Origin of the sequence: Streptomyces sp. WG7 (assembly GCF_049975785.1) — a bacterium.
In the GTDB taxonomy this organism is placed as follows: domain Bacteria; phylum Actinomycetota; class Actinomycetes; order Streptomycetales; family Streptomycetaceae; genus Streptomyces.
Map to the genome: position 1 here is coordinate 1 of NZ_JBNGGE010000014.1, position 23,962 is coordinate 23,962.

Below are 23,962 nucleotides of genomic sequence, written 5' to 3' on the forward strand. Positions count from 1 at the left end.
AGATCCTTTTCCGATCCGATTTCCTCGGTGCTTTCCAGGTTCCCGCTTTCGCGTTTCCCTTTCCGGCGGTTCCGACTCTATCAGATCCTTTCGGCCCTGATTCCCTGTCGGCGGGATTTGTCGTGGCCCTTGGGCTTTCGCCCGTCGGCCTTTCGACATTCACTACGTTAGCCGATTCCTCCGTGGACTCATAATCAAGTCCCGCGAGTTCGAATTCGAGCATGCGGACACGCCGAATTCGCCCCCGCCGAGGGGAAGTCGTAGGTAGTGGGGTGGCCGCTTCCGGCTGCAGGCGATTGCCGTACCCGGGTCAAGCGGCTCGGGCTACATTACGCGTCTCCCAAGGGAGAGTCAACTTCGGCGGCACCGTCCACGCCGGTGCGGTCAGGCTCCCGCGGACGGCTTGGCTCTCGGGCTCAGCCGGTACGCCGAGACTGTCGGGTCATCGGCCAGGTAGAAGCGGTGCTGCCAGTCGTGGGCTCTGCTGACGCCCACCCGAGGGCCGACCCGGACGAGCGCAGCGGGTACCGGCTCACCCGCGGACAGCGAGACCGAGGCGCCCGTCAGCAGGTCCGTGCCGTTGTGCTCCGCCGTGATGCCGAGCGCCTGGCAGAAGTTCCCCGGACCCCGCGCGAGGCGTGGGGTCTCGACCTTCGCTCCTCGCCGCTTGCGCGCCAGGTCTTCCCCTTCGACGACCCTGCCTGCCCGGATGAGGACGGCCGAGGCGATGCCGTCCGTCCCGGTGACGACGTTGGCGCACCAGTGGAGACCGTGGGACCGGTAGACATACAGGTGTCCTGCTGCTCCGAACATGACGGCGTTACGGGGTGTCCGGCCTCGGTAGGCGTGGGAAGCCGGGTCAGCCGTACCGGAATACGCCTCGGTCTCCGTGATGGCGATGCTCACCGCCCCATCGGGGGTCTTGCAAGTGAGGACGCTCCCGAGCAGCTTGGGCGCGACCTCTTCAGCAGGATGGGCGAGGAAGTCAACGTTCATGCTGACCGCCTCGTCATGCCGTAGGTGAAGCAGGCGTACACGTGTCCGGGAAGACCGGACATCACGTCGTTCCGACCGTCGTGGGCCTCGGCCTCCGTCGGGCGGAGGGTGATCGGGCCGTCGGGGGTGTTGCGCACCAGGGTGCGGCCCTGGAGGTCGGGGGCCACCTCGACGATGGGGCGGTCGAAGGAATTTCCGGGTGGAGGCGTACGGTCGGGGCTCGCGATCATGCCGTCCGAGCGTAACGCAGCCGGGGGCCTGCGCGGGGTGGTCAGGGAGTGTGCGCCTTGCCAGGGTGTGGGGCGCGGAACCGGCCACGGCCGAATCGCGTTTGTAGGGATCAAGGGTTCACACAATGCCTGGAGAGGGAGAGACATGGCGTTCAAGAAGCTGCTCGCGAGCCTGGGGGCCGGCGGGGCCTCGGTCGAGACCGTGCTGAGTGAGGTCAACGTCGTTCCGGGCGGTGTCGTCCAGGGTGAGGTGCGGATCCAGGGCGGGTCCGTCGACCAGCAGATCGAGGCGCTGTCGGTCGGTCTGCAGGCCAAGGTCGAGGTGGAGAGCGGCGACCAGGAGTACAAGCAGGACATCGAGTTCGCGAAGAGCCGGCTCGGCGGTGCCTTCGAGCTGAAGGCGAACGCGGTGCACGCGGTGCAGTTCGGCCTCGAGATCCCCTGGGAGACGCCGATCACCACGATCGACGGGCAGTCGCTGCGCGGGATGAACATCGGCGTGACCACGGAGCTGGAGATCGCGCGCGCGGTCGACTCCGGTGACCTTGACGCGATCAATGTGCACCCGCTGCCGGCCCAGAAGGCGATCCTGGACGCGTTCATCCAGCTCGGCTTCCGTTTCAAGAACGCGGACATGGAGCGCGGGCAGATCCGGGGGACGCGGCAGAAGCTGCCCTTCTACCAGGAGATCGAGTTCCTCCCGCCTCAGCAGTACCGCGGGCTGAACCAGGTCGAGCTGAGCTTCGTGGCGGACGCCCAGGCGATGGACGTCGTGCTGGAGATGGACAAGAAGCCGGGGCTGTTCAGTGAGGGCAGCGACACGTTCCGTTCCTTCCAGGTGGGGCTGAACGACTACCAGGGCACCGACTGGGTCGCGTACCTCAACCAGTGGCTCTCCGAGGTCGGCAGCAAGCGGAACTGGTTCTAGGGGTTCTAGGCTCGGTCGTCTCAGCACCGAACGATCAGGAGGTACCGAGGTGACCGAGCTCAAGCGGCGTCCACTCCCCCATGACTTCCACCCGCCCGTGCCGTCTTTCACGGTCACGAGCGAGGACGTCCAGGAGGGCGGGACGCTCAAGGACGCTCAGGTCCACGCGGCCGGCAACACCTCGCCGCAGCTGCGGTGGGAAGGCTTCCCCGCCGGGACCAAGAGTTTCGCCGTGACGTGCTACGACCCGGACGCCCCGACCGGCAGCGGGTTCTGGCACTGGGTGGTGTTCGACATCCCGGCCTCGGTGACCGAGCTGCCGGCCGGCGCGGGCAGCGGCACGTTCGAGGGGCTGCCGGAGGGGGCCGTACAGGCACGCAACGACTTCGGCAGCAAGGACTTCGGCGGTGCCGCGCCGCCGCCCGGGGACGGGCCGCACCGGTACGTGTTCACGGTGTACGCCGTGGACCAGGAGAAGCTGGGACCGGACGCGGACAGCACCCCGGCGTTCGTCGGTTTCAATCTGCGGTTCCACACCATCGGGCGTGCCCAGCTGATCGGTGAGTACGAGGTACCCGCCGAGGGTTAGTGTCCCGAGCGTTCACGGAACGTTTGCCCGCCTCTGGTCTTGGAATGGATCAGGGGCGGGCATTTTTGTTGCGGGGGTGGCGGGGGCATGGCCCCCGCAGGAGCAGCACATATTGCGTTGTCCATCTCGGCGTGCCCGGCCAGAGTTGATCCCAGCCCGCCAGGGGGTGGGCCGGTGCGCACGGGAGGTGGGCTGGTATGCGGGACACGCTGGTACTGAACGCGAGCTTCGAGCCGTTGTCGACGGTGACGCTGAATCGAGCCGTCGTTCTGGTGCTCCAGGACAAGGCCGTCGTCGAACAGGCCCACCCCGAACTGCGGATGCGCGGAGCCGCGCTCGACATACCGGCGCCCCGGGTGATCAGGCTGTGCCAATACGTACGGGTGCCCTTCCGAAGACGCGCCCCGTGGTCGCGGCGGGGCGTGCTGGTCCGGGACCGGCACCGGTGCGCCTACTGCGGGCGGCGGGCGACGACCGTCGACCACGTGGTCCCGCGGTCGCACGGCGGGCAGGACACCTGGCTGAACACGGTGGCCTCGTGCGCGGAGGACAATCACCGCAAAGCGAACCGGACGCCGGAGCAGGCGGACATGCCGCTGCTCCGGGTGCCGTTCGAGCCGACTCCTGCTGACGCGATGCTGCTCGCGTTGGGGCAGGACGACTTCGACGCTCTGCCGGAATGGCTGGCCCAGCCTGCCGCATAGCCCGCGACCGCAGTCCGCTACGCCGTCGGGGGCGCACCTCTGGTGAGAGGTGCGCCCCCAACGGCGTAGCGGGTAATGCCGTCAGTCGATGGACGGCTTCTCGCGCCGCTCCTGGGCCGGGACGCTCGCGCCGCCGCCACTGCCCGAACCGCCGCCCATGCCGCCGAAGTTGCCCATGGCGCCGGACAGGCCCTTGAGGGCGTCGCCGATCTCGCTGGGGACGATCCAGAGCTTGTTGGCGTCGCCCTCGGCGATCTTCGGGAGCATCTGGAGGTACTGGTAGGAGAGGAGCTTCTGGTCCGGGTCGCCGGCGTGGATGGCCTCGAAGACGGTGCGGACGGCCTGGGCCTCGCCCTCGGCGCGCAGGGCGGCGGCCTTGGCCTCGCCCTCGGCGCGCAGGATCTGGGACTGCTTCTCGCCCTCGGCGCGCAGGATCTCGGACTGCCGGACGCCTTCGGCCTGGAGGATCGCGGCGCGCTTGTCGCGGTCGGCGCGCATCTGCTTCTCCATCGAGTCCTGGATGGAGGTGGGCGGTTCGATGGCCTTGAGTTCGACGCGGTTGACGCGGATGCCCCACTTGCCGGTGGCCTCGTCGAGGACGCCGCGCAGGGCCGCGTTGATCTCCTCGCGGGAGGTCAGGGTCCGCTCCAGGTCCATGCCGCCGATGATGTTGCGGAGTGTGGTGACGGTCAGCTGCTCGATCGCCTGGATGTAGCTGGCCACCTCGTACGTCGCGGCGCGGGCGTCGGTCACCTGGTAGTAGATGACCGTGTCGATGTTGACGACCAGGTTGTCCTGGGTGATGACCGGCTGCGGCGGGAAGGGGACGACCTGTTCGCGCAGGTCGATGCGGTTGCGGATGGTGTCGATGAACGGGACGACGATGTTGAGGCCCGCGTTCAGTGTCCGCGTGTACCGGCCGAAGCGCTCGACGATGGCGGCGCTCGCCTGCGGGATGACCTGGATGGTCTTGATCAGGGCGATGAAGACCAACACCACCAGGATGATCAAGACGATGATGACCGGTTCCATCGTGGTTGTCCGTCCCCTTCTCCGCCTCGACGCTCTGGCAGATCCTATTGACCCTGACGACTGCTTACTGCCCCCGACGACTGCTGATCTTACGGCCGTTGAGGATCTTGCTGGTCGAGTCTGACAGACCGTCGCGCACCTCGGGGGGTGTTCGGTCCACTTTCGTCCGGCGAGGTCACATGATGATCGCCGTGGCCCCCTCGATGTCCACGACGTCCACTTCCTCGCCCGTCTCGTAGACGCGCCCGGTGTCGAGTGCGCGTGCCGACCAGACCTCCCCGGCGAGCTTGATCCGGCCGCCGGAGCTGTCGGTCCGTTCCAGTACGACGGCCTGTCTGCCCTTCAACGCGTCCGTTCCCGTGGCGAGTTGCGGCCGTTGGGAGCGGTGCCGGGCGGCGATGGGCCGGACGACGGCGATGAGGGCGACCGAGGCGACGACGAAGACGAGCACCTGGACGACGACGTCCGCGCCGAACCCGGAGGCGACGGCGGCGGCGACCGCGCCGACGGCCAGCATCCCGAACTCCGGCATCGCGGTCACGACAAGCGGGATTCCGAGCCCTGCCGCGGCGACGAGCCACCACACCCATGCGTCGATGTCGTTCACATGGTCATGGTAGGTCCGCGGGACGTACCGGGGACAGGGCGCACGGGGGGCGGTCAGGACAGAGGGAGACCCTGTGCGGTCCAGCGGTCGCCGACCTGCTCGACGACGAGCGGCAGCCCGAAGCAGAGGGACAGGTTGCGGGAGGTGAGCTCGAGCTCCAGCGGGCCTGCCGCCATGACCTTGCCCTGACGGATCATCAGGACGTGGGTGAAGCCCGGGGCGATCTCCTCGACGTGATGGGTGACCATGATCATCGAGGGGGCGATCGGGTCACGGGCGAGGCGGCCGAGGCGGCGGACGAGGTCCTCGCGGCCGCCGAGGTCGAGGCCGGCGGCCGGCTCGTCCAGGAGCAGCAGCTCGGGGTCGGTCATCAGGGCCCGGGCGATCAGCGTGCGCTTGCGCTCGCCCTCGGAGAGGGTGCCGAACTTCCGGTCCAGGTACTCGGTCATACCGAGACGGTCGAGGAAGGCACGAGCACGCTGCTCGTCGATGTCCTCGTACTCCTCCTGCCAGCCGGCGGTCATGCCGTAGGCGGCGGTCAGCACGGTCTGCAGGACGGTCTGGCGCTTGGGCAGCTTGTCGGCCATGGCGATGCCGGCCATGCCGATGCGCGGGCGCAGTTCGAAGACGTCGGTGCCGGGCTCGCCGAGGGTCTCGCCGAGGATGGTGGCGGTGCCCTTGCTGGGGTAGAGGTAGCTGGACGCGACATTGAGGAGGGTCGTCTTGCCGGCGCCGTTGGGGCCCAGGATGACCCAGCGCTCACCCTCCTTCACCGACCAGGAGACCTGGTCCACCAGAGCCCGGCCCTCGCGGACCACGGATACGTCCTGAAGCTCCAGAACATCGCTCATGAGCGCGTTGTCTCCCCTTGCATTGTGGCCGGTCTCGGCTGTCGCGTACGCCTGTGGCTCGGGCCGCCGCGCCGGTGGGCGCAGGCCCTCCAGGAAATCTACGCCACCGGTCGGCTTCACCGTTCCATCGGTCCGGTCCTTAGGGTGGGGGCATGCTCTCGGAACCACGCGCAGGGCGCCTTGCCGCCTGGGGAAATGCCCTTATTGCCGGAATGGTCTCGCCGGATGACGCCGCGCTCGCCGTTGTCGGTGAGGACGCGGTGCACCGGGTGGAGGGGCTGCCCGGTGAATCGGCGCCGGTCGGTCTCACGCTGGCGCTGGGGCGGCTGCGGGCGCTCGGGGCGACCGGACTGCGGGTCGCGCTGCCCGCGCCCGGGCATCCGCTGGGGCTGAGCGGACCGCCGGAGTTCAACGCGCGGGCACTGGAGGCCGAGGAGGCGGTGATCTGTCACGGTGCCGCGCTCGGGCTGGTGCCGGAGGTGTACGAGGCCGGCCCCGAGGGTGATGTCCATGTCGAGGTCGTCTGGCACTGCCTGCCGGTGCGGGAGGCGCCGCCGGCCGACGTGCCCTCGCTCGGGGAGGCGGAGCGGGAGCTGGCGGAGGCGTTGCGGGACGCGACGCAGGTGCTGACGCGGCTGGACGTCGCGGGATCGGGGCCGGTGGCGGAGGCGGCGGTCGCGGCGTACCGGGCCCGTGCCGAGCGGGGGCGCGAGGTGCTGGCGCCGGGGTATCCGCCGCGGGCGGTGCGGGTGCTGGAGTTGGCGCAGCGGGTGGGGGCCTTGGTGTCCCTGGCGTATGAGAACGGTCACGGGGGTGCGGTGAGCGCGTCCGAGATGGCGGCGCGGGGGGAGGCGTTGCGGCCGGTGGAGCGGACGGCTCGGCGGGCGCAGGTCGCGGCGTACAACTCCGTTGTGGAGGAACGGGAGCGGGGGGTGCGGTGACGTCCCTCGGTTGTGCGGGGGCGTTGCTCTGAGGAGTGCCCGGCGTGGGTGAGGGCCGGGGATGCGGCACGCGGCCCGGCTCTGCGGGGTGCCTCCCCCACTCTCGGCTGCGCTCGGGCGGGAGGTGCCCCCCACCGCCCGCCCGTGCCGCCCCAGCACCGGCGGGCGCAGCGGGTGGGGCCGGGAACACGACCGGCCTCCCGGGTGAGGCCCGGGAGGCCGTGGTGGGCTTGGTGGGCTTGGTGGCCGGCCTGGGTCAGTGGTTGACGCCGTGGTTGCCGAAGGCCGGGTTCAGGAGGCCGATGACGTTGACGCTGTTGCCGACGGCGTTCACCGGGATGTGGACCGGCGCCTGGACGACGTTGCCGGAGGCGACGCCCGGGGAGCCGATGGCCTCGCCGTGGGCGACGGCGCCATCGGTGGCGGAGGCCATGCCCGCGCCGGCGGCGATCAGCCCGCCGGCCATCATCGTCACGGCCGCTGCCTTCTTCAGGTTCTTCACTTACAACCCCTCCTTGCGATTGCCGCGGCAGTCGCCGCAGCACGCACTGGAGAACGGTCGGACCCCTCGCAGGATGCGCCATATGGGGGACATTCCCACGACGGTATGAATCTCCGACCGGAAGGGAACCCTCCGGGTTGCCGCCGCGTACGGGGGCAACCCGTCACGGATCAGCCGGTCACGCCGTGGCGCACGGCCCACAGCGCGGCCTGGGTGCGGTCCGCGAGGTCGAGTTTCATCAGGATGTTCGAGACGTGGGTCTTGACGGTCTTCTCCGAGAGCACGAGCGCGCGGGCGATCTCCCGGTTGGAGCGGCCGTCCGCTATCAGGGCCAGCACTTCGCGCTCCCGCTCCGTGAGGGCGCCCGCTCTCCCCTGGCCGGAGTTGCCCTCCTCCTGGGACAGCAGGGCGCCCGCGACCTCGGGCTGGAGCAGGATGTGGCCCGCGTGGACGGAGCGGATGGCTCCCGCCAGCGCGTCGGGATCGACGTCCTTGTAGACGTAACCGGCCGCACCCGCCCGGAGGGCCGGGACCACGGTGCGCTGTTCGGTGAAGCTGGTGACGACCAGCACCCGCGCGCGGTTGTCCAGCTCGCGGAGTCTGCGCAGCGCCTCGACGCCGTCCATGCCCGGCATCTTGACGTCCATGAGGATCACGTCGGGTTTCAGTTCCTCGGCGCGGTCGACCCCCTCGGCTCCGTCCGCGGCCTCGCCCACCACCTCGATGTCGTCCTGCACCTCCAGGAAGGTGCGCAGGCCCCGGCGGACCACCTGGTGGTCGTCGACGAGCAGCACCTTGATTGCGTCAGCCACCGGGGACCTCCATCTCGATCGTGGTGCCCTTGCCGGGCGCCGATGACACGGTCAGCCTGCCGCCGGCCCCGCCGGCCCGGTCCCGCATCGAGACGAGGCCCAGGTGGCGTCCCGCGCGGCGCACCGCGTGCGGGTCGAAGCCGCTGCCGTCGTCGGTGACGCGCAGTACGGCTCCGGCGCCGCGCCGGTGCAGCGTCACGTCGACGTGTTCCGCCGACGCGTGGCGCAGGGCGTTGTGCAGCGCCTCCTGGGCGACGCGCAGCATCGCCTCCTCCTGGGCGGCGGGCAGGGCCTTGACCCCGTGGCCGGCGAAGGTCACGCGTGCGGTGTGGGCGCGGTCGAGGACCTGGATCTGGGTGCGGAGGGTGGCGACCAGGCCGTCCTCGTCCAGGGCGGCGGGCCGCAGCTCGACGACGGCGGCGCGCAGCTCGTCGGCGGCCTCCGCGGCGAGCGCGGCGACCTGTTGCAGCTCGCCCTTGGCGCGCGCGGGGTCGCGGTCGACCAGGGTGGCGGCGGCCTGGGCGGTCAGGCGCAGCGAGAACAGTTTCTGGCTGACCGCGTCGTGCAGTTCGTGGGCGAGGCGGGAGCGTTCCTCGGCGATGGTCAGCTCGCGGCTGCGTTCGTACAGGCGGGCGTTGGTGAGGGCGATCGCGGCGTGCTGGGCGAGGATGCCCAGCAGCTCCTCGTCGTCCGGGGTGAAGCCGCAGGTGCCCTCGGGCCTCGCACAGTTCTTGTTGGCGAGGAAGAGGGCCCCGATGACCTCGTCGCCGTCGCGGATCGGCAGGCCCAGGAAGTCGGCCAGGTCGGGGTGGGCGGAGGGCCAGCCGCCGAAGCGGGGGTCCTTGCGGACGTCGGCGAGGCGCTGGGGCGTGGCCTCGTGCAGCATCGCGGCGAGGATGCCGTGCTGGCGCGGCAGGGGGCCGATGGCCTTCCACTGCTCCTCGCTGACGCCGTCGACCACGAACTGGGCGAAGCCGCCGTGGTCGTCGGGGACGCCGAGTGCCGCGTACTGCGCGTCGAGCAGCTCGCGGGCCGAGGCGACGATCGTCTTGAGGACGTCGCGCACCTCGAGGTGCCTGCTCATGGCCAGCAGCGCGGAACTCACCGCGGCGAGGCCGGACCGGGGGCCGTGACTCATGTCCTCACGGTACCGGCGGGGTGTGACACCGGGATCGGACCTGTGACCGCCGTCGCCTAGGGCGCCGGTCCTAGGCCGGAGGTCCTGCCCGCCGGTCCTAGGGCGAAGGGCCCCGCACGGTTGCGGCCCGTGCCCGAGGCGCCGGTGCGGCCCGATTCCTACGTTGAGGACCACGCCGAGCCGATCAGGCGGCGTGGACGACGAGGGGACGTGTGTCATGCCGGTCGCGATCATCACGGGAGCGTCGAAGGGACTGGGCCGGGCGTTGGCCGAGGCCCTGGCGGCACGGGGCTGGGACCTGGTGCTCGACGCCAGGACGCCGGAGGTGCTGGAGGAGACGGCGGCGGCGCTGGAGGCGTACGGCACGCGCGTGACGGCGCTGCCCGGGGACGTCACCGACGCCGGGCACCGGGCCGGGCTGGTGGCGGCGGCCCGGCGGCTGGGCGGGGTGGACCTGCTGGTCAGCAATGCGAGCGCGCTGGGTGCGGAGCCGCTGGTGCGGCTGGAGGGGCTGGCGCTCGACGGGCTGCGGCGGGCGATGGAGGTGAACGTCGTGGCCGCGCTGGGCCTGGTCCAGGAGGCGCTGCCGTCGCTGCGGGCGGCCCGGGCGGGCGCGGTGCTGACGGTCAGCTCGGACGCCGCGGCGGAGGCGTACGAGACGTGGGGCGGATACGGAGCGTCCAAGGCGGCCCTGGACCAGCTGGCGGCGGTGCTGGGTACCGAGGAGCCCGGGTTGCGGGTCTGGGCGGTCGATCCCGGGGACATGGCCACGGACCTGTACGCGGCGGCCGTACCGGACGACGACGATCCGCGGCCCGATCCGGTGAGTGTCGTCCCGGCGCTGCTCAGGCTCCTGGACGAGCGGCCGGCCAGCGGCCGCTACGGGGCTCCGGCGTTGCTGGAGGGAGTGCGATGACGACGGTGCCGCACGTTCCTCGGGAGCTGTCGGCGCGGGTGCCCGCCGAGCAGCGCGGGCCCGGACTGGACCGGGACGCCGTGCGGCTGCTGGTGTCGCGTGGCACCGAGGTGTCGCATCACGTGTTCGGTGAGCTGCCGGGGCTGCTGCGGGCCGGTGATCTGCTGGTCGTCAACACGTCGGCCACGCTGGCGGCCGCCGTCGACGGGCACGTCGGGCACGCGCGCGTGGTGGTGCACTTCTCCACGCGCGGGGACGACGGCCGGTGGGCGGTGGAGCTGCGGGTTCCCGACGGACGGGGCACCACGCGCGCGCGTGCGGAGGTAGGGGCAGCGGAAGGAGCAGGGCGTGGAGCGCTTCCTTCGAAGGGGGGCGGGAGACGGGCGGGTGGGCAGGAGGGGACGAGGGTGCGGCTGCCCGGCGGTGCGCGGCTCGTGCTGGAGGAGCCCCTGAGCGCGCGCGGGGAGCGGTTGTGGTGGGCACGGGTGTCGGGAGCCGAGGTGCCCGTGGTGCTGCGGGAGCACGGGCGGCCCATTCGCTACTCCTATACGGAGCGGGATCAGCCGTTGTCCGCGTACCAGACGGTGTTCGCGCTGCCGTCCGCGGACGGGTCGGGCAGCGCGGAGATGCCGAGCGCGGCGCGGCCCTTCACGGCGCGGCTGGTGGCGGAGCTGGTGAGCCGGGGGGTGCAGTTCGCGCCGGTGACGCTGCACACGGGGGTGGCCTCGGCCGAGGCGCACGAGCCGCCGTATCCGGAGCGGTTCTCGGTGCCGGAGGCGTCGGCGCGGCTGATCAACGCCGCGGCGGCGGGGGACGGCCGGGTGGTGGCCGTCGGGACGACGGCCGTGCGGGCGGTGGAGTCGGCGGCCGGTGCCGACGGACGCGTACGGGCGCGGGCGGGGTGGACCGATCTGGTCGTGACTCCGGAGCGCGGGGTGCGGGTGGTGGACGGGCTGCTGACGGGGCTGCACGAGCCCGAGGCCTCGCATCTGCTGATGCTGGAGGCGGTGGCGGGGCGGGCGGCGCTCGACCGCGGATACGACGCGGCGGTGCGGGGGCGCTACCTGTGGCACGAGTTCGGGGACGTCCATCTCCTCCTGCCGCAGTAGTGGGGCGCAGACCCTCACAGATTGCATTGCTTCAGCAACCAACGGTGAGAAGAGCGGGGGGTCGGTGTGAGCCCCCGCATAGGGTGCACGTCACGTACGAAGGAGAGTAGGAGAACGACTCGTCCGTTTTGACCGGGGCAGATAGTCCAATCTGCCCCGTTTCACCCCTGCCTGATCCACTACCTCGGATCGTACGTCACACCTTTGCCTCCGGATTTTGCGACCGCTAAGAATTGCTCTCGTCGCTCAACGCGGCGGGTCCCGCCCCGCGGCGTTTGTGCCGGAAGCACCAACTGTCCCCACCGGACGAGAGCGACCTCCGCGCTATTCGAAGAGGTCTATCCCGCCATGCCCAAGAACATCTTCACCCGTGGTCACAGTCGTCCCCTGAACCGCACCCACAAGCTCGCGATCGCCGGTGTCGGCACGCTCGGCGCCGCCGCCGTCGCGCTCACCGCGGTCCCCGCCAGCGGCCAGACGACCACGAGCGAGGCCGCTCCCACGGCCAAGGTGGCGTACAGCACCGAGCAGATCCAGGACGTGCACGCCGGTGTCACCGGCCAGCTCGCCGGTGCCGGCCAGAAGGTCGCCTCCATCGAGGCGAAGCAGGAGGCGGCCACCAAGGCCACCGCCAAGAAGGCCACCGCCGAGAAGGCCGTGGAGAAGCGCGAGGCCAAGGAGACCGCGAGCCGGTCCGCCAAGCGCGTCGAGGCCAAGCAGGTCTCGACGAAGAGCTACGCCGACAACCTCGACGGCTGGATCCGCGAGGCCCGGGACATCATGAAGAAGCACGGCATCCCGGGTAGCTACGAGGGCATCCACCGCAACATCATGCGGGAGTCCTCCGGCAACCCGAAGGCCATCAACGACTGGGACATCAACGCCATCAACGGCATCCCGTCGAAGGGCCTGCTCCAGGTGATCCCGCCGACGTTCGAGGCCTACCACGTGCCCGGCACCTCCAAGAACATCTACGACCCGGTCGCCAACATCGTCGCCGCCTGCAACTACGCGGCGGACAAGTACGGCACCATGGACAACGTCGACAGCGCGTACTGAGGTCGGCGCGGACCTCTTCACGCCGGCTCGCGACCGAACGCCGAAGGGCGGCACCCTCAGGAGGGTGCCGCCCTTCGGGGCGTCTCGGCCGCGGGTCACCCGCGCATGACGCCGCGGGCTACTTGCGCATGACCTCGGGCTCGTGGCGGCGCAGGAAGCGGGCCACGAAGAAGCCGCAGATCACGCCGAGGGCGATCAGCGCGGCCATGTTCAGGCCCCAGGCGCCGACGGTGTGCTCCCACAGCGGGTCCGCCTCGGCGCCCTTCTCCGGCGGGCTGATCCTGTTGAAGTCCAGCGTGGCGCCGGCCGCGGCGACCGCCCAGCGCGACGGCATCAGGTACGAGAACTGGTTGACGCCGACCGCGCCGTTCAGGGCGAAGAGGCAGCCGGTGAAGACGACCTGGATGATCGCGAACATGACCAGCAGCGGCATGGTCTTCTCGGCGGTCTTCACCAGCGAGGAGATGATCAGGCCGAACATCATCGAGGTGAAGCCCAGCGCCATGATCGGCAGGGACAGCTCGAGGAGTGTCAGCCCTCCGAGGATCAGCCCCTCCTCCGGGATCTCCCGGTTGACGAAGCCGATGACGCCGACCAGCAGACCCTGCAGCACGGTGATCGCGCCGAGCACGAAGACCTTGGACATCAGGTACGCGGACCGCGACAGGCCGGTCGCGCGCTCCCGCTCGTAGATGACCCGTTCCTTGATCAGCTCACGGACGGAGTTGGCGGCGCCGGCGAAACAGGCGCCGACCGCGAGGATCAGCAGGACCGTGGTGGCGGTGCCGTTGGGAACGATCCGGCCGGTCTGCGGGTGGGCGGGGTTGGGCAGCAGGCCCTTGTCGGCGTCGATCAGCAGGCTCACCGCGCCGAGCACCGCCGGCAGGATCACCATCAGGGCGAGGAAGCCCTTGTCGGAGACGATCACCGAGACGTAGCGCCGCACCAGCGTGACGAACTGGGACATCCAGCCCTGCGGCTTCGGCGGCTTCATCGCCTGCATCGCCGGGACCTGTACGGCCTGCGGGGCGACGGCGTCGATGTCCGCGGCGTACATCTGGTAGTGCTGCGAGCCCTTCCAGCGGCCCGCCCAGTCGTAGTCGCGGTAGTTCTCGAAGGCGGAGAAGACGTCGGCCCAGGTGTCGTAGCCGAAGAAGTTCAGCGCCTCCTCCGGCGGGCCGAAGTAGGCCACCGAGCCGCCCGGCGCCATCACCAGCAGCTTGTCGCAGATCGCCAGCTCGGCCACCGAGTGGGTGACGACGAGGACGGTGCGGCCGTCGTCGGCGAGGCCGCGCAGCAGCTGCATGACGTCGCGGTCCATGCCCGGGTCGAGGCCGGAGGTCGGCTCGTCCAGGAAGATCAGCGACGGCTTGGTGAGCAGCTCCAGGGCGACGGACACGCGCTTGCGCTGGCCGCCGGACAGGGAGGTGACCTTCTTGTCCTTGTGGATGTCGAGCTTGAGCTCGCGCAGCACCTCGTCGATGCGGGCGTCGCGCTCCGCGCCGGTGGTGTCGGCCGGGAAGCGCAGCTTGGCCGCGTACTTCAGGGCCTTCTTGACGGTCAGTTCCTTGTGCAGGATGTCGTCCTGCGGGACCAGACCGATGCGCTGACGCAGCTCGGCGAACTGCTTGTAGAGGTTCCGGTTGTCGTAGAGGACCTCGCCCTGGTCGGCGGGCCGGTAGCCGGTGAGCGCCTTGAGCAGGGTCGACTTGCCGGAGCCGGACGGGCCGATGACCGCGATCAGCGACTTCTCGGGCACGCCGAAGGAGACGTCCTTGAGGATCTGCTTGCCGCCGTCGACCGTGACGGTCAGGTGACGGGCGGAGAAGGACACCTCGCCGGTGTCGACGAACTCCTCGAGCCGGTCCCCGACGATCTGGAACGTCGAGTGGCCGACGCCCACGATGTCGCTCGGGCCGAGCAGTTGGGAGCCGCCCTTGGTGATCGGCTGGCCGTTGACGTACGTGCCGTTGTGCGAGCCGAGGTCGCGGATCTCCATGCGCCCGTCGGGCGTCGAGTGGAACTCCGCGTGGTGACGGGAGACCTGGAGGTCGGAGACGACCAGGTCGTTCTCCAGGGCACGGCCGATGCGCATCACGCGGCCGAGCGAGAACTGGTGGAACGTGGTCGGGCTGCGATCGCCGTAGACCGGCGGCGCCCCCGCCGCGCCACCGGTCCCCTGCTGCTGCGGGAAGTGCGGTGCACCCTGCTGCGGCTGCTGCTGCCAGCCGGCCTGCTGCTGCCCGTGCTGCGGGGCCTGCCGCTGCGGCGGCTCCTGCGCCGGCGCCTGCTGCGCCCAGCCCGCGTCCGCGCCCTGAGCGGCGTACGGCTGCTGCTGGGCCGCCTGCGGCGCGCCCGCGGCGGCCTGGGCTCCGGTCAGGTTCAGACGCGGTCCGTCGGTCGCGTTGCCCAGGTTCACCACCGTGCCGGCGCCGAGCTCCATCTGCTGGATGCGCTGCCCGTGCACGAACGTGCCGTTGGTACTGCCGTGGTCCTCGACGACCCAACTGCGGCCGTTGAAACTGATCGTGGCATGCCGCCAGGAAACCCTGGCGTCGTCGAAGACAAGCTCCCCCTGCGGATCGCGTCCGAGCGCATATGACCGGGACGGATCGAGCGTCCAGGTCCGTCCATTGGATTCCAGTACGAGTTCCGGCACTCCATGCCCCACTGAGTTGTCCCCCGATGTACCCCCGTAGCGGGGAGTCCAGGGATGTCGAACATCGGGGGGCACTATTTCAGGCTCGGGCCCCTGACCGAAAGTCGGACCTTGTGAAAACCGCGTAGGCGCCCATCGGCCGTTCCCGTTGACGGGGTTGAAACCTGCCCGGACAGTGGTATTCCACGCGAGGGGGACATGCGCGGCAACCGGGCCGCGCAGCGGATCGGGGGGTCTGCCATGAGTGCGTCCACGAGCGTCGGTTCCGGGGAGTACGGCACCAAGGTGCCCTGGGGAGACGTCCTGCTGTCCGCGATCGCCTCCGTGAGCTGGGCGTTGATCGGCATGGCGGGAACGGCGGCGCTCGGTCTGCGTCTGCTGGACGCGGACGCGGCGGGCTCGCTGGGCCCGATGACCGCGGCGGTCGTGGCGCTCGGCGCGGGCGGTTCGGTCACCCCGACCGGTGACGTGTCGGCGTTCGGGCTGAAAGGGGCGGAGGCGCACACGGCCCTGGAGATGACGCCACTGGGCGTGGGTCTGGTCGGCGCGCTGCTGCTGTCGTTCTTCTTCCTGCGGTCCCTGCGGGCGGCCGGAGTCGTGGTCGCACCTGCCGAACTCCTCGCGCGCGCGGGCGCGGTGATCGCTCTGTTCGTGGCGATGACGGGCGGGCTGGCCTGGGCGGGCCACGACGTCATCACGATCGACGGCGGCTCGCTCGGACTCGACGACCTGCCCGGCGGCGGGGGTGGTGGTCTCGAGATCCCGGGGCTCGGCGACGTGGGTGACATCGGCGGGCTGCTGCCCGACCGGATCGGTGACCTCGTCGACGCCGAGGTGGCCGTCGGCTTCACCGTCGACACCGCGCCGACGCTGCTGGGCGGCCTGGTCTGGTCGGCCGGGGTCCTGCTGGTCGCACTGCTGGCCTCGCGCCGCGCTCCCCTGCCGCGCGGGGGCGAGGCCGTGCACCGGGTGGTGCGGCCGGCCGTGTCCGCCCTGGTCACGGTGGCGCTGACGGCGGTGGCGGCCGGCTTCGCGGCGGCGGCCTACGCGGCGATCGGCGACGACCACCCCCGGCGGATCGCGGGGGCCGCGTTGCTGGGCGCGCCGAACGGGGTGTGGCTCGGCGTTCCGATCGGACTGTTCGTGCCGTGGGACGGGCGGGCCACCGGTGAGCTGGTCCGGGTTCTCCCGGCTCCGCTGGACGAGCTGCTGGGCGCCGGCACCGAGCGGCCGGTCACGCTCGGGCGGCTGGCGGAGCTGGACGAACGGGTGTGGCTGCTCGGGGTGGCGGCTGCGCTGATGATGCTGATGAGCGGGGTACTGACGGCAGTACGGACTCCTGTGGCGCCGGGCGAGGCACGCTCGCCGGCTTTCGCCGGGCGGTGCGCCGTACGGCTGGGCGTCGGGACCGCACTGGCGCTGCCGCTGCTGGTCTGGCTGACGGAGGTGTCCGTGGACGCCTCACTGTCGGTACTCGGCGTCGACGCCTTCGGCGCGAGCGTCGACCTGCGCGGACGCCTCGGTACGGCGCTGCTGCTGGGTGCCGTGTGGGGCGCGGGGGCGGGGGCGGCCGGGGCGTTGCTGGCACGGGCGAGCGGGGCGGCGGGGTCGGGGGCGACGGCGTTGGCACGGGGTGCCTGGACGGCGGGGGCGGGTGGCGCGGACGGGGGTGGCGCGAGGGCCGGCGGTACGGCGTACGCGGGGGCGCCGCCCTCGGGGCCGTACCGGCCGGGCGCGCCGCATCGGCCGCCCAACCCCGGCACCAATCCGTACCTGCGACTCGGGGAAGGGGCGGGAGCAGGAGCGGGAGCGGGAGCGGAGACAGGAGAACCCGAGGATGCGCGGCCGGCGGGGTCGCGCATCCCTTCGCCGTCCGATGGCGGGCGGGCGCCGGGCTCCGGGCAGCCCGGCTCCGGCGCCCGGCCGCCTGTCGGCGCCGGGCGGGAAGAGGGGCGTGTGGACCGACGGTCCGGGAGCGCGGGGCAGCAGCCCGACGGCGACGAGCAGCAATCCGGCGACGACGTGTACGGCGCCCCTACGGTGGCCGGGCCGCTGGGACCCCGGCCGGGAACGCCGCGGCGGCCTCCGAGGCCCGGGGAACGGCCCGGGGGCCGGCCGCCGGGCCGGTGGGGTGAGGGGCCCCCGCCGCCGCCTCCCCCGCCTCCGGCGCCACCGCGGCGGCCCAGAGACGGTCAGTAGGAACCCCGGACACGAACGGGGGCGGCCGCGGTCGCTCCTCTGGGCCGCTGGACCGCTGGACCGCTGGGCCGCTGGAGCCACCGCCTGAGCGCCCCGGCGGCCTCCGCTTCCGGGAGCGGCCCGGACCGATCGCCCTTCACCCCGGGGACGACGGACCGCTCCCCGCCGCCCTCGGTGCCGGAGCTGAGGGGGAAACCGGCCGACCGGGCGCGGAGCGGGACGTCGGCCGAGACCCTCTCGGAGGAGCGGGACCGCTGGAACCATCGCCCTGAGCCGGGGACCCCTGAAAACCACCGTCCTGAGCCGGGGACCGCTGGAACCATCACCCTGAGTCCAGACCGCTGGACCCACCGCCCTGAGCCCAGACCACTGGACCCACCGCCCTGAGTCCAGACCACTGGACCCACCGCCCTGAGCCCAGACCACTGGACCCACCGCCCTGAGCCCAGACCACTGGACCCACCGCCCCGGGAAGCGTAGACGCGGGCGTCCTCGCCGGGGGGTGAACGGCCACCGGCTTCATCGCCCCCCGCTTCCAGCACCGCCCCGCACCCCCGGTGCAGCGGTGAACGTGCGGGCGCGGGCCGGGGCCCGCCCCGGCGGGGCCGTGTCCGTCAGGCGGACCTCGGGGGCGGGAGGCACCGGGTGCCGGATACGGTGGGAGCACCATGAGCGCTTCGCAGACCTCTGACGTTCCCACGCTTCTCGTCAAGATCTTCGGCAAGGACCGACCGGGCATCACGGCCGGCCTGTTCGACACCCTCGCCGCCTACTCCGTCGACGTCGTCGACATCGAGCAGGTAGTCACCCGTGGCCGGATCGTGCTGTGCGCGCTCGTGACCGAGCCGCCCCGGAGCCTTGAGGGTGATCTGCGGGCGACCGTGCACAGCTGGGCGGAGTCACTGAAGCTGCAGGCGGAGATCATCTCCGGTATCGGCGACAACCGGCCGCGCGGTCTCGGCCGCTCCCTGGTCACGGTGCTCGGCCACCCGCTCACCGCGGAGGCGACGGCCGCCATAGCGGCCCGGATCGCCGAGTCCGGCAGCAACATCGACCGCATCTTCCGGCTGGCCAAGTACCCGGTGACCGCTGTCGAGTTCGCGGTGTCCGGCGTGGAGACCGAGCCGCTGCGCACCGCGCTGGCCACCGAGGCCGCGGCGCTCGGTGTGGACGTCGCGGTCGTCTCGGCGGGGCTGCACCGGCGGGCGCAGCGCCTGGTCGTGATGGACGTGGACTCCACCCTGATCCAGGACGAGGTCATCGAGCTGTTCGCCGCGCACGCCGGCTGCGAGGACAAGGTCGCCGAGGTGACGGCGGCCGCGATGCGCGGGGAGCTGGACTTCGAGCAGTCGCTGCACGCGCGCGTGGCGCTGTTGGCGGGGCTGGACGCCTCGGTGGTGGAGAAGGTGCGCAGCGAGGTACGGCTGACGCCGGGTGCCCGCACCCTGATCCGTACGCTGAAGCGGCTCGGCTACCAGGTGGGGGTCGTCTCCGGCGGCTTCACCCAGGTCACCGACGATCTGAAGGAGCGGCTGGGGCTGGACTTCGCCCAGGCCAACACGCTGGAGATAGTCGACGGCAGGCTGACGGGCCGGGTCACCGGGGAGATCGTGGACCGGGCGGGCAAGGCCCGGCTGCTGCGCCGGTTCGCCGCCGAGGCGGGCGTACCGCTGGCGCAGACCGTGGCGATCGGGGACGGGGCCAACGACCTGGACATGCTGAACGCGGCCGGGCTCGGGGTCGCCTTCAATGCCAAGCCGGTGGTGCGCGAGGCGGCGCACACCGCGGTGAACGTGCCCTTCCTGGACACGGTGCTGTACCTGCTCGGCATCACCCGCGAAGAGGTGGAGGCGGCGGACACGCTGGACGAGGGTCTCGGCGAGGGCGTCGGCCTGCCCGTCGACCGGATCTGACTCACGCGCCCGGCCCCGGGCGGCTCGTACGGCGAGGGCCCGGACCGCCTGGGTGCCGGGCCCTGTCGCGCGGGGGCGGGTCAGTCGGCCGGCGCCCAGTAGTCGACCAGGGAGGCAGCGCCCGGCTCGACGTCCTTCCAGGAGCCCGTGAAGGTCAGGACGGCGAAGGCGGCGGTCGGGAAGCCCCGGTGGCCCATCCGCTCGCGGACGTCGCCCTCGGCCGAGCCCGCCAGGATCTCGGCGAGTGCTTCCATGCCCGGGTTGTGGCCGATCACCAGCACGTTCCGCAGGTCGTCGGGGGTCTCGTTGAGCACGGCGATCAGCTCGCCGGGAGAGGCCTCGTAGATCCGCTCCTCGTAGACGGTTTTCGGCCGCTGCGGGAACTCCGCGACGGCGAGCTTCCAGGTCTCGCGGGTCCGGGTCGAGGTGGAGCACAGGGCCTGGTCGAAGTGGACGCCGGTGTCCGCGAGCCGGCGCCCGGCCTCTGCGGCGTCCTTGCGGCCCCGATCGGCGAGCGGCCGCTCGTGGTCGGTCACCTGTGGCCAGTCGGCTTTCGCATGCCGGAAAAGGACAATCCTGCGGGATTCTGCGACGCTCATGGCATCCAGCTTCGCATGAAACAGGCCACGGGGCGCAGGGAGTTGACATGCGGATGCACCGCCTCGGGCGGATCCGGGGCGCCGGTCCGCCTCAGCGCCCGGTCAGCTGCCGCACCAGCTCCAGGAGGTGGGCGATCGCGGGTTCGCCGGCGGTGGCGTGGGCCTCGGCGGGATTGAGTATCAGCAGGAGCAGCGCGACGAATGCGAGCACGGGCAGAGTGAGGGCCCACCAGGGCAGCCGGATCTCGACGCCGCCCCCGGGTGTCCGGGGAGGCCGGGTGTGGGTTGGGGCCGACATGAGTGCCTCCGCTGGTCTTCGAGCGTCCCTGGTCCGTGCTCCGCGGCCCGCCTGTGGCGGGCACATCTCGAAACTACGGAATCCGCGGGCCCCAACCCATCCGGAGGTCCACCCACTTGACCCTGACCCTCGCCCCCTAGGGGATGGGGGGTTAACCCCACCGTCGGGCGGCCGAGGGCGGGATCACGGTGCGGCGATCGTCGCGATGACGCCGATGATCACGAAGATCGCGAGGAAGCCGCCGAAGACGTACAGCATCTTCTTCTGGCCGTGCTGGGGGTTCGGGTCGAGGACTGGCATACGGCAAGTCTCGCATCCGTCGCCCGCACCGGGGCAGGCGGGCCGCTTCCGCCGTCAGCGGGCGCCTGCCCCGACGCCGGGAGGCCGCTCCCCCGGAGCCATCAGGCCCCTGCCGGAGTCAGCGGGCCGCTTCCTCCTCCACCGTGCGGTCGCGCCCCGCCAGGAAGCCCACCACCATCTGCGGCACCATCAGGGCACTCATCAGTGCGATCGGCAGGCCCCAGCCGCCGCTGTGCTGGTAGAGCACGCCCACCAGCAGCGGACCCGGGATGGAGATCAGGTAGCCGGTGCTCTGCGCGAAGGCGGACAGCTGGGCGACGCCCGCGCCCGTCCTGGCCCGCATCCCGACCATGGTCAGCGCGAGCGGGAAGGCGCAGTTGGAGACGCCGAGCAGCAGGGCCCAGGCCCAGGCACCGCCGGCCGGCGCGAAGTACAGGCCGGCGTATCCGGCGAGCCCGCACACACCCAGTACCAGCACGATCGGGCCCTGATGGGGCAGGCGGGTGGCCACGCGCGGGATGACGAAGGCGAGCGGCACGCCCATCACCATGATGACGGCGAGCAGCAGCCCGGCGGTGCCGGCGGACACACCCGCGTCCCGGAAGATCTGCGCCATCCAGCCCATCGTGATGTAGGCGGCGGTGGCCTGGAGGCCGAAGAAGACGGCGAGGGCCCAGGCCGTGCGGCTGCGGGTGATCCGCAGCGGGGGCTGCTCGGCGGGCTGCTTCGCCTGCCGGTCCGCAGGGCGTGCGGTCGCGGGCTTCCCGGTGGCCTCGTCGGCCTCGAGGGCCTCGTCGGAAGGGTCCGGGGCGGGCGTGAGCGTGGACGGTGCCCTCCGTTCGCGTACGAACGGGATCCACGGCAGGACGGCCGCCGCCGCCACCACGGCCCACACCGCCAGGCCGGGCTGCCAGTCCCCGCCCAGCGCGTTCGTCATGGGCACGGTCGCCGCGGCGGCGATCGAGGTGCCGAAGGCGAGGGCCATCGAGTACAGGCCGGTCATGGAGCCGACCCGGTCGGGAAAGAAGCGCTTGACGATGACCGGCATCAGGACGTTGCTGACCGCGATGCCCATCAGCGCGAGGGCGGTGGCGGCCAGGAAGCCGGCGGTGCCGCCGGCGTACGGGCGTATGAGCAGGCCCGCGGTGATGGCGACCATGCCCGCGCAGACCACCGCGCCGGGCCCGAAGCGGCGGGCCAGCCGCGGGGCGGTGACCCCGAACACGGCGAAGCAGAGCGGGGGCACGGAGGTGAGGAGCCCGGCCACGCTGCCGCTCATGCCGAGCCCGTCGCGGACCTCCTCCAGGAGCGCGCCCAGGCTCGTGATGGCGGGGCGCAGGTTCAGCGCGGCCAGGACGATGCCGAGGAGGAGCAGGCGGGTCGTCCACGTCGTCCACGCGCGCGTGCCGGGTGCCCCGGGCGCCTCGCCGGGTACCCGGGCGTCGCGTGCGGTCGCCTCGCCGGGGGTCGTGGACCTCATGGTCTCCGTCCGGGTTTCGTCACTAGCCATGAGACCCATCATAGAATCATGGGATGATTGGTTGTCCATCCCGGCGTCATCCGGTGCCCGGTGGCTGTCCGCCGCCGGGACTCGCGTGCGAAGGTGAGCCATGCCCCTGAGCCATCCCCGCCGTTCGGCGCTGTCCGAGCAGGTCATCGCGGCCCTGCGCCAGCAGATCGCCTCGGGCGAGTGGCCGGTCGGCTCCCGCATCCCGACCGAGCCCGAACTGGTCGAACAGCTCGGTGTCGCCCGGAACACGGTCCGTGAGGCGGTCCGCGCGCTGGCCCACAACGGTCTGCTGGACATCCGCCAGGGCTCCGGCACGTACGTCGTGGCGACCAGCGAGCTGGCGGGCGTGATGCAGCGCCGCTTCGCCGAGGCCGACCCCCGGCACATCGCCGAGCTGCGTTCCACGCTGGAGTCCGCCGCCGCCCGGCTCGCCGCCGAGCGGCGCACGGAGAAGGACCTCAAGCAGCTCGACGCGCTGCTGGTGCGCCGCGAGGAGGCCTGGGAGTCGGGTGACACTGAGGCGTTCGTGACGGCGGACGCGACGTTCCACCTGGCCGTCGTGGCCGCCTCGCACAACGACGTGATGACCGCGATGTACGCGGATCTGGGCGAGGTGATGCGGGACTGGCTGCGCGTGGACGTCGGCGGCGAGCTGACGCCGGAGACGCACATGGACCACACGCGGCTGGTCGACGCGATCCGCGTGGGGGACGCGGTGACGGCCGCCCAGGAGGCGGCCGGCTATCCGTTCCTGTGCCGTCCGGGCCGGATCAGCGCGCCCGCTGATGGCTGACCCACGCCGCCTGGATCTCCTTCCAGCAGCGTCCGTCCAGTCGCACGGTCTGCGCGGGCCCCGCCGCGACCGCCGAGCCGTCGCTGTCGAGGTCCCACCAGCGGACGCACTCGATGTGCAGGCGCACGTGGTCGGTCTCCGGGAACGGGTTGTGGCAGTGGGCGGTCACCTGGGAGTCGTCGACGCGGACCCGGCACTCGGCGCCGAACGGCTCCGCCGACGCGGAGTCCCCGGTGTCCCCGGCGGGCACGCGCGCGTGGGACACCGCTTCGTACGGCAGGATCAGTACGCAGGCGACGGCGGCGGTCACTGAGGCCAGGCGGGAAAGCAGACGCACAGGGGACCTCCTCGGCCGTACGGGGAACTGGGGAGGGAAGGCGCGTGGTGAGGAACTCGTACTCCAGCGTGTGCCGTCGACTGCCCCGCCGCCCGGCCGGCTGGGCCGAACGGGTGACACGCCAAGGGCCCGCACCCTGGTGGATGCGGGCCCCGGAGGGACGACCGGTCAGGCGCCGATGGCGTGCAGACCGCCGTCGACGTGGACGATCTCGCCCGTGGTCTTCGGGAACCAGTCGCTCAGCAGCGCGACGACACCGCGGCCGGCGGGCTCCGGGTCCTTCAGGTCCCACTCCAGCGGGGAACGGCTGTCCCACACGGCGGCCAGGTCGCTGAAGCCCGGGATGGACTTGGCGGCCATGGAGCCGAGCGGACCCGCCGAGACCAGGTTGCAGCGGATGTTCTGCTTGCCCAGGTCACGGGCCATGTAGCGGCTGGTGGCCTCCAGCGCGGCCTTGGCCGGGCCCATCCAGTCGTACTGCGGCCAGGCGAACTGCGCGTCGAAGGTGAGGCCGACGACCGAGCCGCCGTTCTGCATCAGCGGCAGGCAGGCCATGGTCAGCGACTTCAGGGAGTACGCCGAGACGTGCATGGCGGTGGCGACCGACTCGAACGGCGTGTTCAGGAAGTTGCCGCCGAGCGCGTCCTGCGGGGCGAAGCCGATCGAGTGGACGACGCCGTCGAGGCCGCCCAGCTCCTCGCCGACGACGTCGGCCAGGCGTCCGAGGTGCTCGTCGTTGGTGACGTCCAGCTCGATGACCTTGGCGGGCTTGGGCAGCTTCTTGGCGATGCGCTCGGTCAGCGTGGGCCGCGGGAACGCGGTCAGGATGACCTCGGCGCCCTGCTCCTGGGCCAGCTTGGCGGTGTGGAAGGCGATGGAGGCCTCCGTCAGCACACCGGTGATCAGGACGCGCTTGCCCTCGAGAATTCCGCTCATGGTG

24 protein-coding genes and 1 pseudogene are annotated in these 23,962 nt (G+C 71.6%); 10 read left to right on the top strand and 15 right to left on the bottom strand.

Annotated features, from left to right (window positions below):
- Positions 1 to 384 precede the first annotated feature (384 nt).
- Together ACP4J0_RS16660 and ACP4J0_RS16665 are read right to left on the bottom strand one after the other, a co-directional pair.
- A complete protein-coding gene (locus tag ACP4J0_RS16660; RefSeq protein WP_426599461.1) occupies positions 385 to 996 on the bottom strand; it encodes a DNA-3-methyladenine glycosylase in 612 nt (203 codons plus the stop codon).
- A 68-nt stretch (positions 997 to 1,064) separates the two neighbouring features.
- Positions 1,065 to 1,226: pseudogene (locus ACP4J0_RS16665) on the bottom strand (DNA-3-methyladenine glycosylase); the annotation flags it as partial.
- A gap of 145 nt (positions 1,227 to 1,371) precedes the next feature.
- Here ACP4J0_RS16665 and ACP4J0_RS16670 point away from each other — a divergent pair.
- The 3 genes from ACP4J0_RS16670 to ACP4J0_RS16680 all read left to right on the top strand — a co-directional run bounded on the left by ACP4J0_RS16670 (position 1,372) and on the right by ACP4J0_RS16680 (position 3,447).
- Positions 1,372 to 2,154 carry a sporulation protein gene (locus tag ACP4J0_RS16670; protein ID WP_426599462.1) on the top strand — a complete coding sequence of 261 codons (783 nt, stop codon included), beginning with the start codon at positions 1,372 to 1,374 and terminating at the stop codon, positions 2,152 to 2,154.
- Between the two features lie 49 nt (positions 2,155 to 2,203).
- Positions 2,204 to 2,743 carry a YbhB/YbcL family Raf kinase inhibitor-like protein gene (locus ACP4J0_RS16675; protein ID WP_426599463.1) on the top strand — a complete coding sequence of 180 codons (540 nt, stop codon included), beginning with the start codon at positions 2,204 to 2,206 and terminating at the stop codon, positions 2,741 to 2,743.
- Between the two features lie 197 nt (positions 2,744 to 2,940).
- Positions 2,941 to 3,447, top strand: coding sequence for an HNH endonuclease (locus tag ACP4J0_RS16680; protein WP_426519439.1), 507 nt, complete (start codon positions 2,941 to 2,943; stop codon positions 3,445 to 3,447).
- An 81-nt stretch (positions 3,448 to 3,528) separates the two neighbouring features.
- Here ACP4J0_RS16680 and ACP4J0_RS16685 read toward each other — a convergent pair whose 3' ends face one another.
- The 3 genes from ACP4J0_RS16685 to ACP4J0_RS16695 all read right to left on the bottom strand — a co-directional run bounded on the left by ACP4J0_RS16685 (position 3,529) and on the right by ACP4J0_RS16695 (position 5,937).
- Positions 3,529 to 4,479 carry an SPFH domain-containing protein gene (locus ACP4J0_RS16685; RefSeq protein ID WP_426599464.1) on the bottom strand — a complete coding sequence of 317 codons (951 nt, stop codon included), beginning with the start codon at positions 4,477 to 4,479 and terminating at the stop codon, positions 3,529 to 3,531.
- A gap of 175 nt (positions 4,480 to 4,654) precedes the next feature.
- Positions 4,655 to 5,086, bottom strand: a complete 432-nt coding sequence (locus ACP4J0_RS16690; RefSeq protein ID WP_426519435.1) for an NfeD family protein — start codon at positions 5,084 to 5,086, stop codon at positions 4,655 to 4,657.
- Positions 5,087 to 5,139: 53 nt separating this feature from the next.
- Positions 5,140 to 5,937, bottom strand: coding sequence for an ABC transporter ATP-binding protein (locus tag ACP4J0_RS16695; protein ID WP_279566094.1), 798 nt, complete (start codon positions 5,935 to 5,937; stop codon positions 5,140 to 5,142).
- Between the two features lie 152 nt (positions 5,938 to 6,089).
- Between ACP4J0_RS16695 and ACP4J0_RS16700 the strand changes: the two genes are divergently transcribed.
- Entirely contained in the window at positions 6,090 to 6,878 is a 789-nt protein-coding gene (locus ACP4J0_RS16700) for a hypothetical protein (RefSeq protein WP_426599465.1), read from the top strand.
- A gap of 256 nt (positions 6,879 to 7,134) precedes the next feature.
- On the opposite strand, the gene chpE is transcribed toward ACP4J0_RS16700, so the two are convergent.
- From chpE to ACP4J0_RS16715, 3 genes are all read right to left on the bottom strand, one after another.
- Positions 7,135 to 7,380 (bottom strand): chaplin ChpE, encoded by a 246-nt coding sequence (chpE, locus tag ACP4J0_RS16705; RefSeq protein WP_426519431.1) that lies wholly within the window; start codon positions 7,378 to 7,380, stop codon positions 7,135 to 7,137.
- Positions 7,381 to 7,550: 170 nt separating this feature from the next.
- Entirely contained in the window at positions 7,551 to 8,192 is a 642-nt protein-coding gene (locus ACP4J0_RS16710; protein ID WP_426599466.1) for a response regulator, read from the bottom strand.
- On the bottom strand, positions 8,185 to 9,330 hold the full coding sequence (locus ACP4J0_RS16715) for a GAF domain-containing sensor histidine kinase (protein WP_426599467.1): 1,146 nt from the start codon (positions 9,328 to 9,330) through the stop codon (positions 8,185 to 8,187). Before ACP4J0_RS16715 ends, ACP4J0_RS16710 begins: the two co-directional genes overlap by 8 nt.
- A 217-nt stretch (positions 9,331 to 9,547) precedes the next feature.
- On the opposite strand from ACP4J0_RS16715, the gene ACP4J0_RS16720 reads away from it, so the two are divergent.
- From ACP4J0_RS16720 to ACP4J0_RS16730, 3 genes are all read left to right on the top strand, one after another.
- Positions 9,548 to 10,246, top strand: coding sequence for an SDR family NAD(P)-dependent oxidoreductase (locus tag ACP4J0_RS16720; RefSeq protein ID WP_426599468.1), 699 nt, complete (start codon positions 9,548 to 9,550; stop codon positions 10,244 to 10,246).
- On the top strand, positions 10,243 to 11,355 hold the full coding sequence (locus ACP4J0_RS16725; protein ID WP_426599469.1) for an S-adenosylmethionine:tRNA ribosyltransferase-isomerase: 1,113 nt from the start codon (positions 10,243 to 10,245) through the stop codon (positions 11,353 to 11,355). The genes ACP4J0_RS16720 and ACP4J0_RS16725 overlap by 4 nt, the downstream gene beginning before the upstream one ends.
- A 348-nt stretch (positions 11,356 to 11,703) precedes the next feature.
- Complete coding sequence (locus ACP4J0_RS16730; protein ID WP_426599470.1) at positions 11,704 to 12,414, top strand: transglycosylase SLT domain-containing protein; 711 nt, start codon at positions 11,704 to 11,706, stop codon at positions 12,412 to 12,414.
- A gap of 118 nt (positions 12,415 to 12,532) precedes the next feature.
- Here ACP4J0_RS16730 and ACP4J0_RS16735 read toward each other — a convergent pair whose 3' ends face one another.
- A complete protein-coding gene (locus ACP4J0_RS16735; protein WP_426599471.1) occupies positions 12,533 to 15,073 on the bottom strand; it encodes an FHA domain-containing protein in 2,541 nt (846 codons plus the stop codon).
- Positions 15,074 to 15,313: 240 nt separating this feature from the next.
- Between ACP4J0_RS16735 and ACP4J0_RS16740 the strand changes: the two genes are divergently transcribed.
- Complete coding sequence (locus ACP4J0_RS16740; protein WP_426599472.1) at positions 15,314 to 17,272, top strand: streptophobe family protein; 1,959 nt, start codon at positions 15,314 to 15,316, stop codon at positions 17,270 to 17,272.
- A 668-nt stretch (positions 17,273 to 17,940) separates the two neighbouring features.
- Positions 17,941 to 19,185 carry a phosphoserine phosphatase SerB gene (gene serB / locus ACP4J0_RS16745; protein ID WP_426599473.1) on the top strand — a complete coding sequence of 415 codons (1,245 nt, stop codon included), beginning with the start codon at positions 17,941 to 17,943 and terminating at the stop codon, positions 19,183 to 19,185.
- Between the two features lie 80 nt (positions 19,186 to 19,265).
- Here serB and ACP4J0_RS16750 read toward each other — a convergent pair whose 3' ends face one another.
- The 4 genes from ACP4J0_RS16750 to ACP4J0_RS16765 form a co-directional block, all read right to left on the bottom strand.
- Complete coding sequence (locus tag ACP4J0_RS16750) at positions 19,266 to 19,784, bottom strand: SixA phosphatase family protein (protein ID WP_426599474.1); 519 nt, start codon at positions 19,782 to 19,784, stop codon at positions 19,266 to 19,268.
- A gap of 91 nt (positions 19,785 to 19,875) precedes the next feature.
- Positions 19,876 to 20,082, bottom strand: coding sequence for a hypothetical protein (locus tag ACP4J0_RS16755; protein ID WP_426599475.1), 207 nt, complete (start codon positions 20,080 to 20,082; stop codon positions 19,876 to 19,878).
- Between the two features lie 183 nt (positions 20,083 to 20,265).
- Positions 20,266 to 20,382 (bottom strand): SGM_5486 family transporter-associated protein, encoded by a 117-nt coding sequence (locus tag ACP4J0_RS16760; protein WP_426519409.1) that lies wholly within the window; start codon positions 20,380 to 20,382, stop codon positions 20,266 to 20,268.
- 118 nt (positions 20,383 to 20,500) lie between these two features.
- Entirely contained in the window at positions 20,501 to 21,904 is a 1,404-nt protein-coding gene (locus tag ACP4J0_RS16765) for a CynX/NimT family MFS transporter (protein WP_426599476.1), read from the bottom strand.
- Positions 21,905 to 21,992: 88 nt separating this feature from the next.
- Here ACP4J0_RS16765 and ACP4J0_RS16770 point away from each other — a divergent pair, with 88 nt between their 5' ends.
- A complete protein-coding gene (locus ACP4J0_RS16770; protein WP_426599477.1) occupies positions 21,993 to 22,685 on the top strand; it encodes a FadR/GntR family transcriptional regulator in 693 nt (230 codons plus the stop codon).
- Here ACP4J0_RS16770 and ACP4J0_RS16775 read toward each other — a convergent pair.
- Both ACP4J0_RS16775 and fabI read right to left on the bottom strand, forming a co-directional pair.
- Positions 22,663 to 23,022: a hypothetical protein gene (locus tag ACP4J0_RS16775; RefSeq protein ID WP_426599478.1), complete on the bottom strand. Its 360-nt coding sequence runs from the start codon at positions 23,020 to 23,022 to the stop codon at positions 22,663 to 22,665. The genes ACP4J0_RS16770 and ACP4J0_RS16775 overlap by 23 nt on opposite strands.
- Before the next feature lie 168 nt (positions 23,023 to 23,190).
- On the bottom strand, positions 23,191 to 23,958 hold the full coding sequence (gene fabI / locus ACP4J0_RS16780) for an enoyl-ACP reductase FabI (RefSeq protein WP_426599479.1): 768 nt from the start codon (positions 23,956 to 23,958) through the stop codon (positions 23,191 to 23,193).
- Between the last annotated feature and the right edge of the window lie 4 nt (positions 23,959 to 23,962).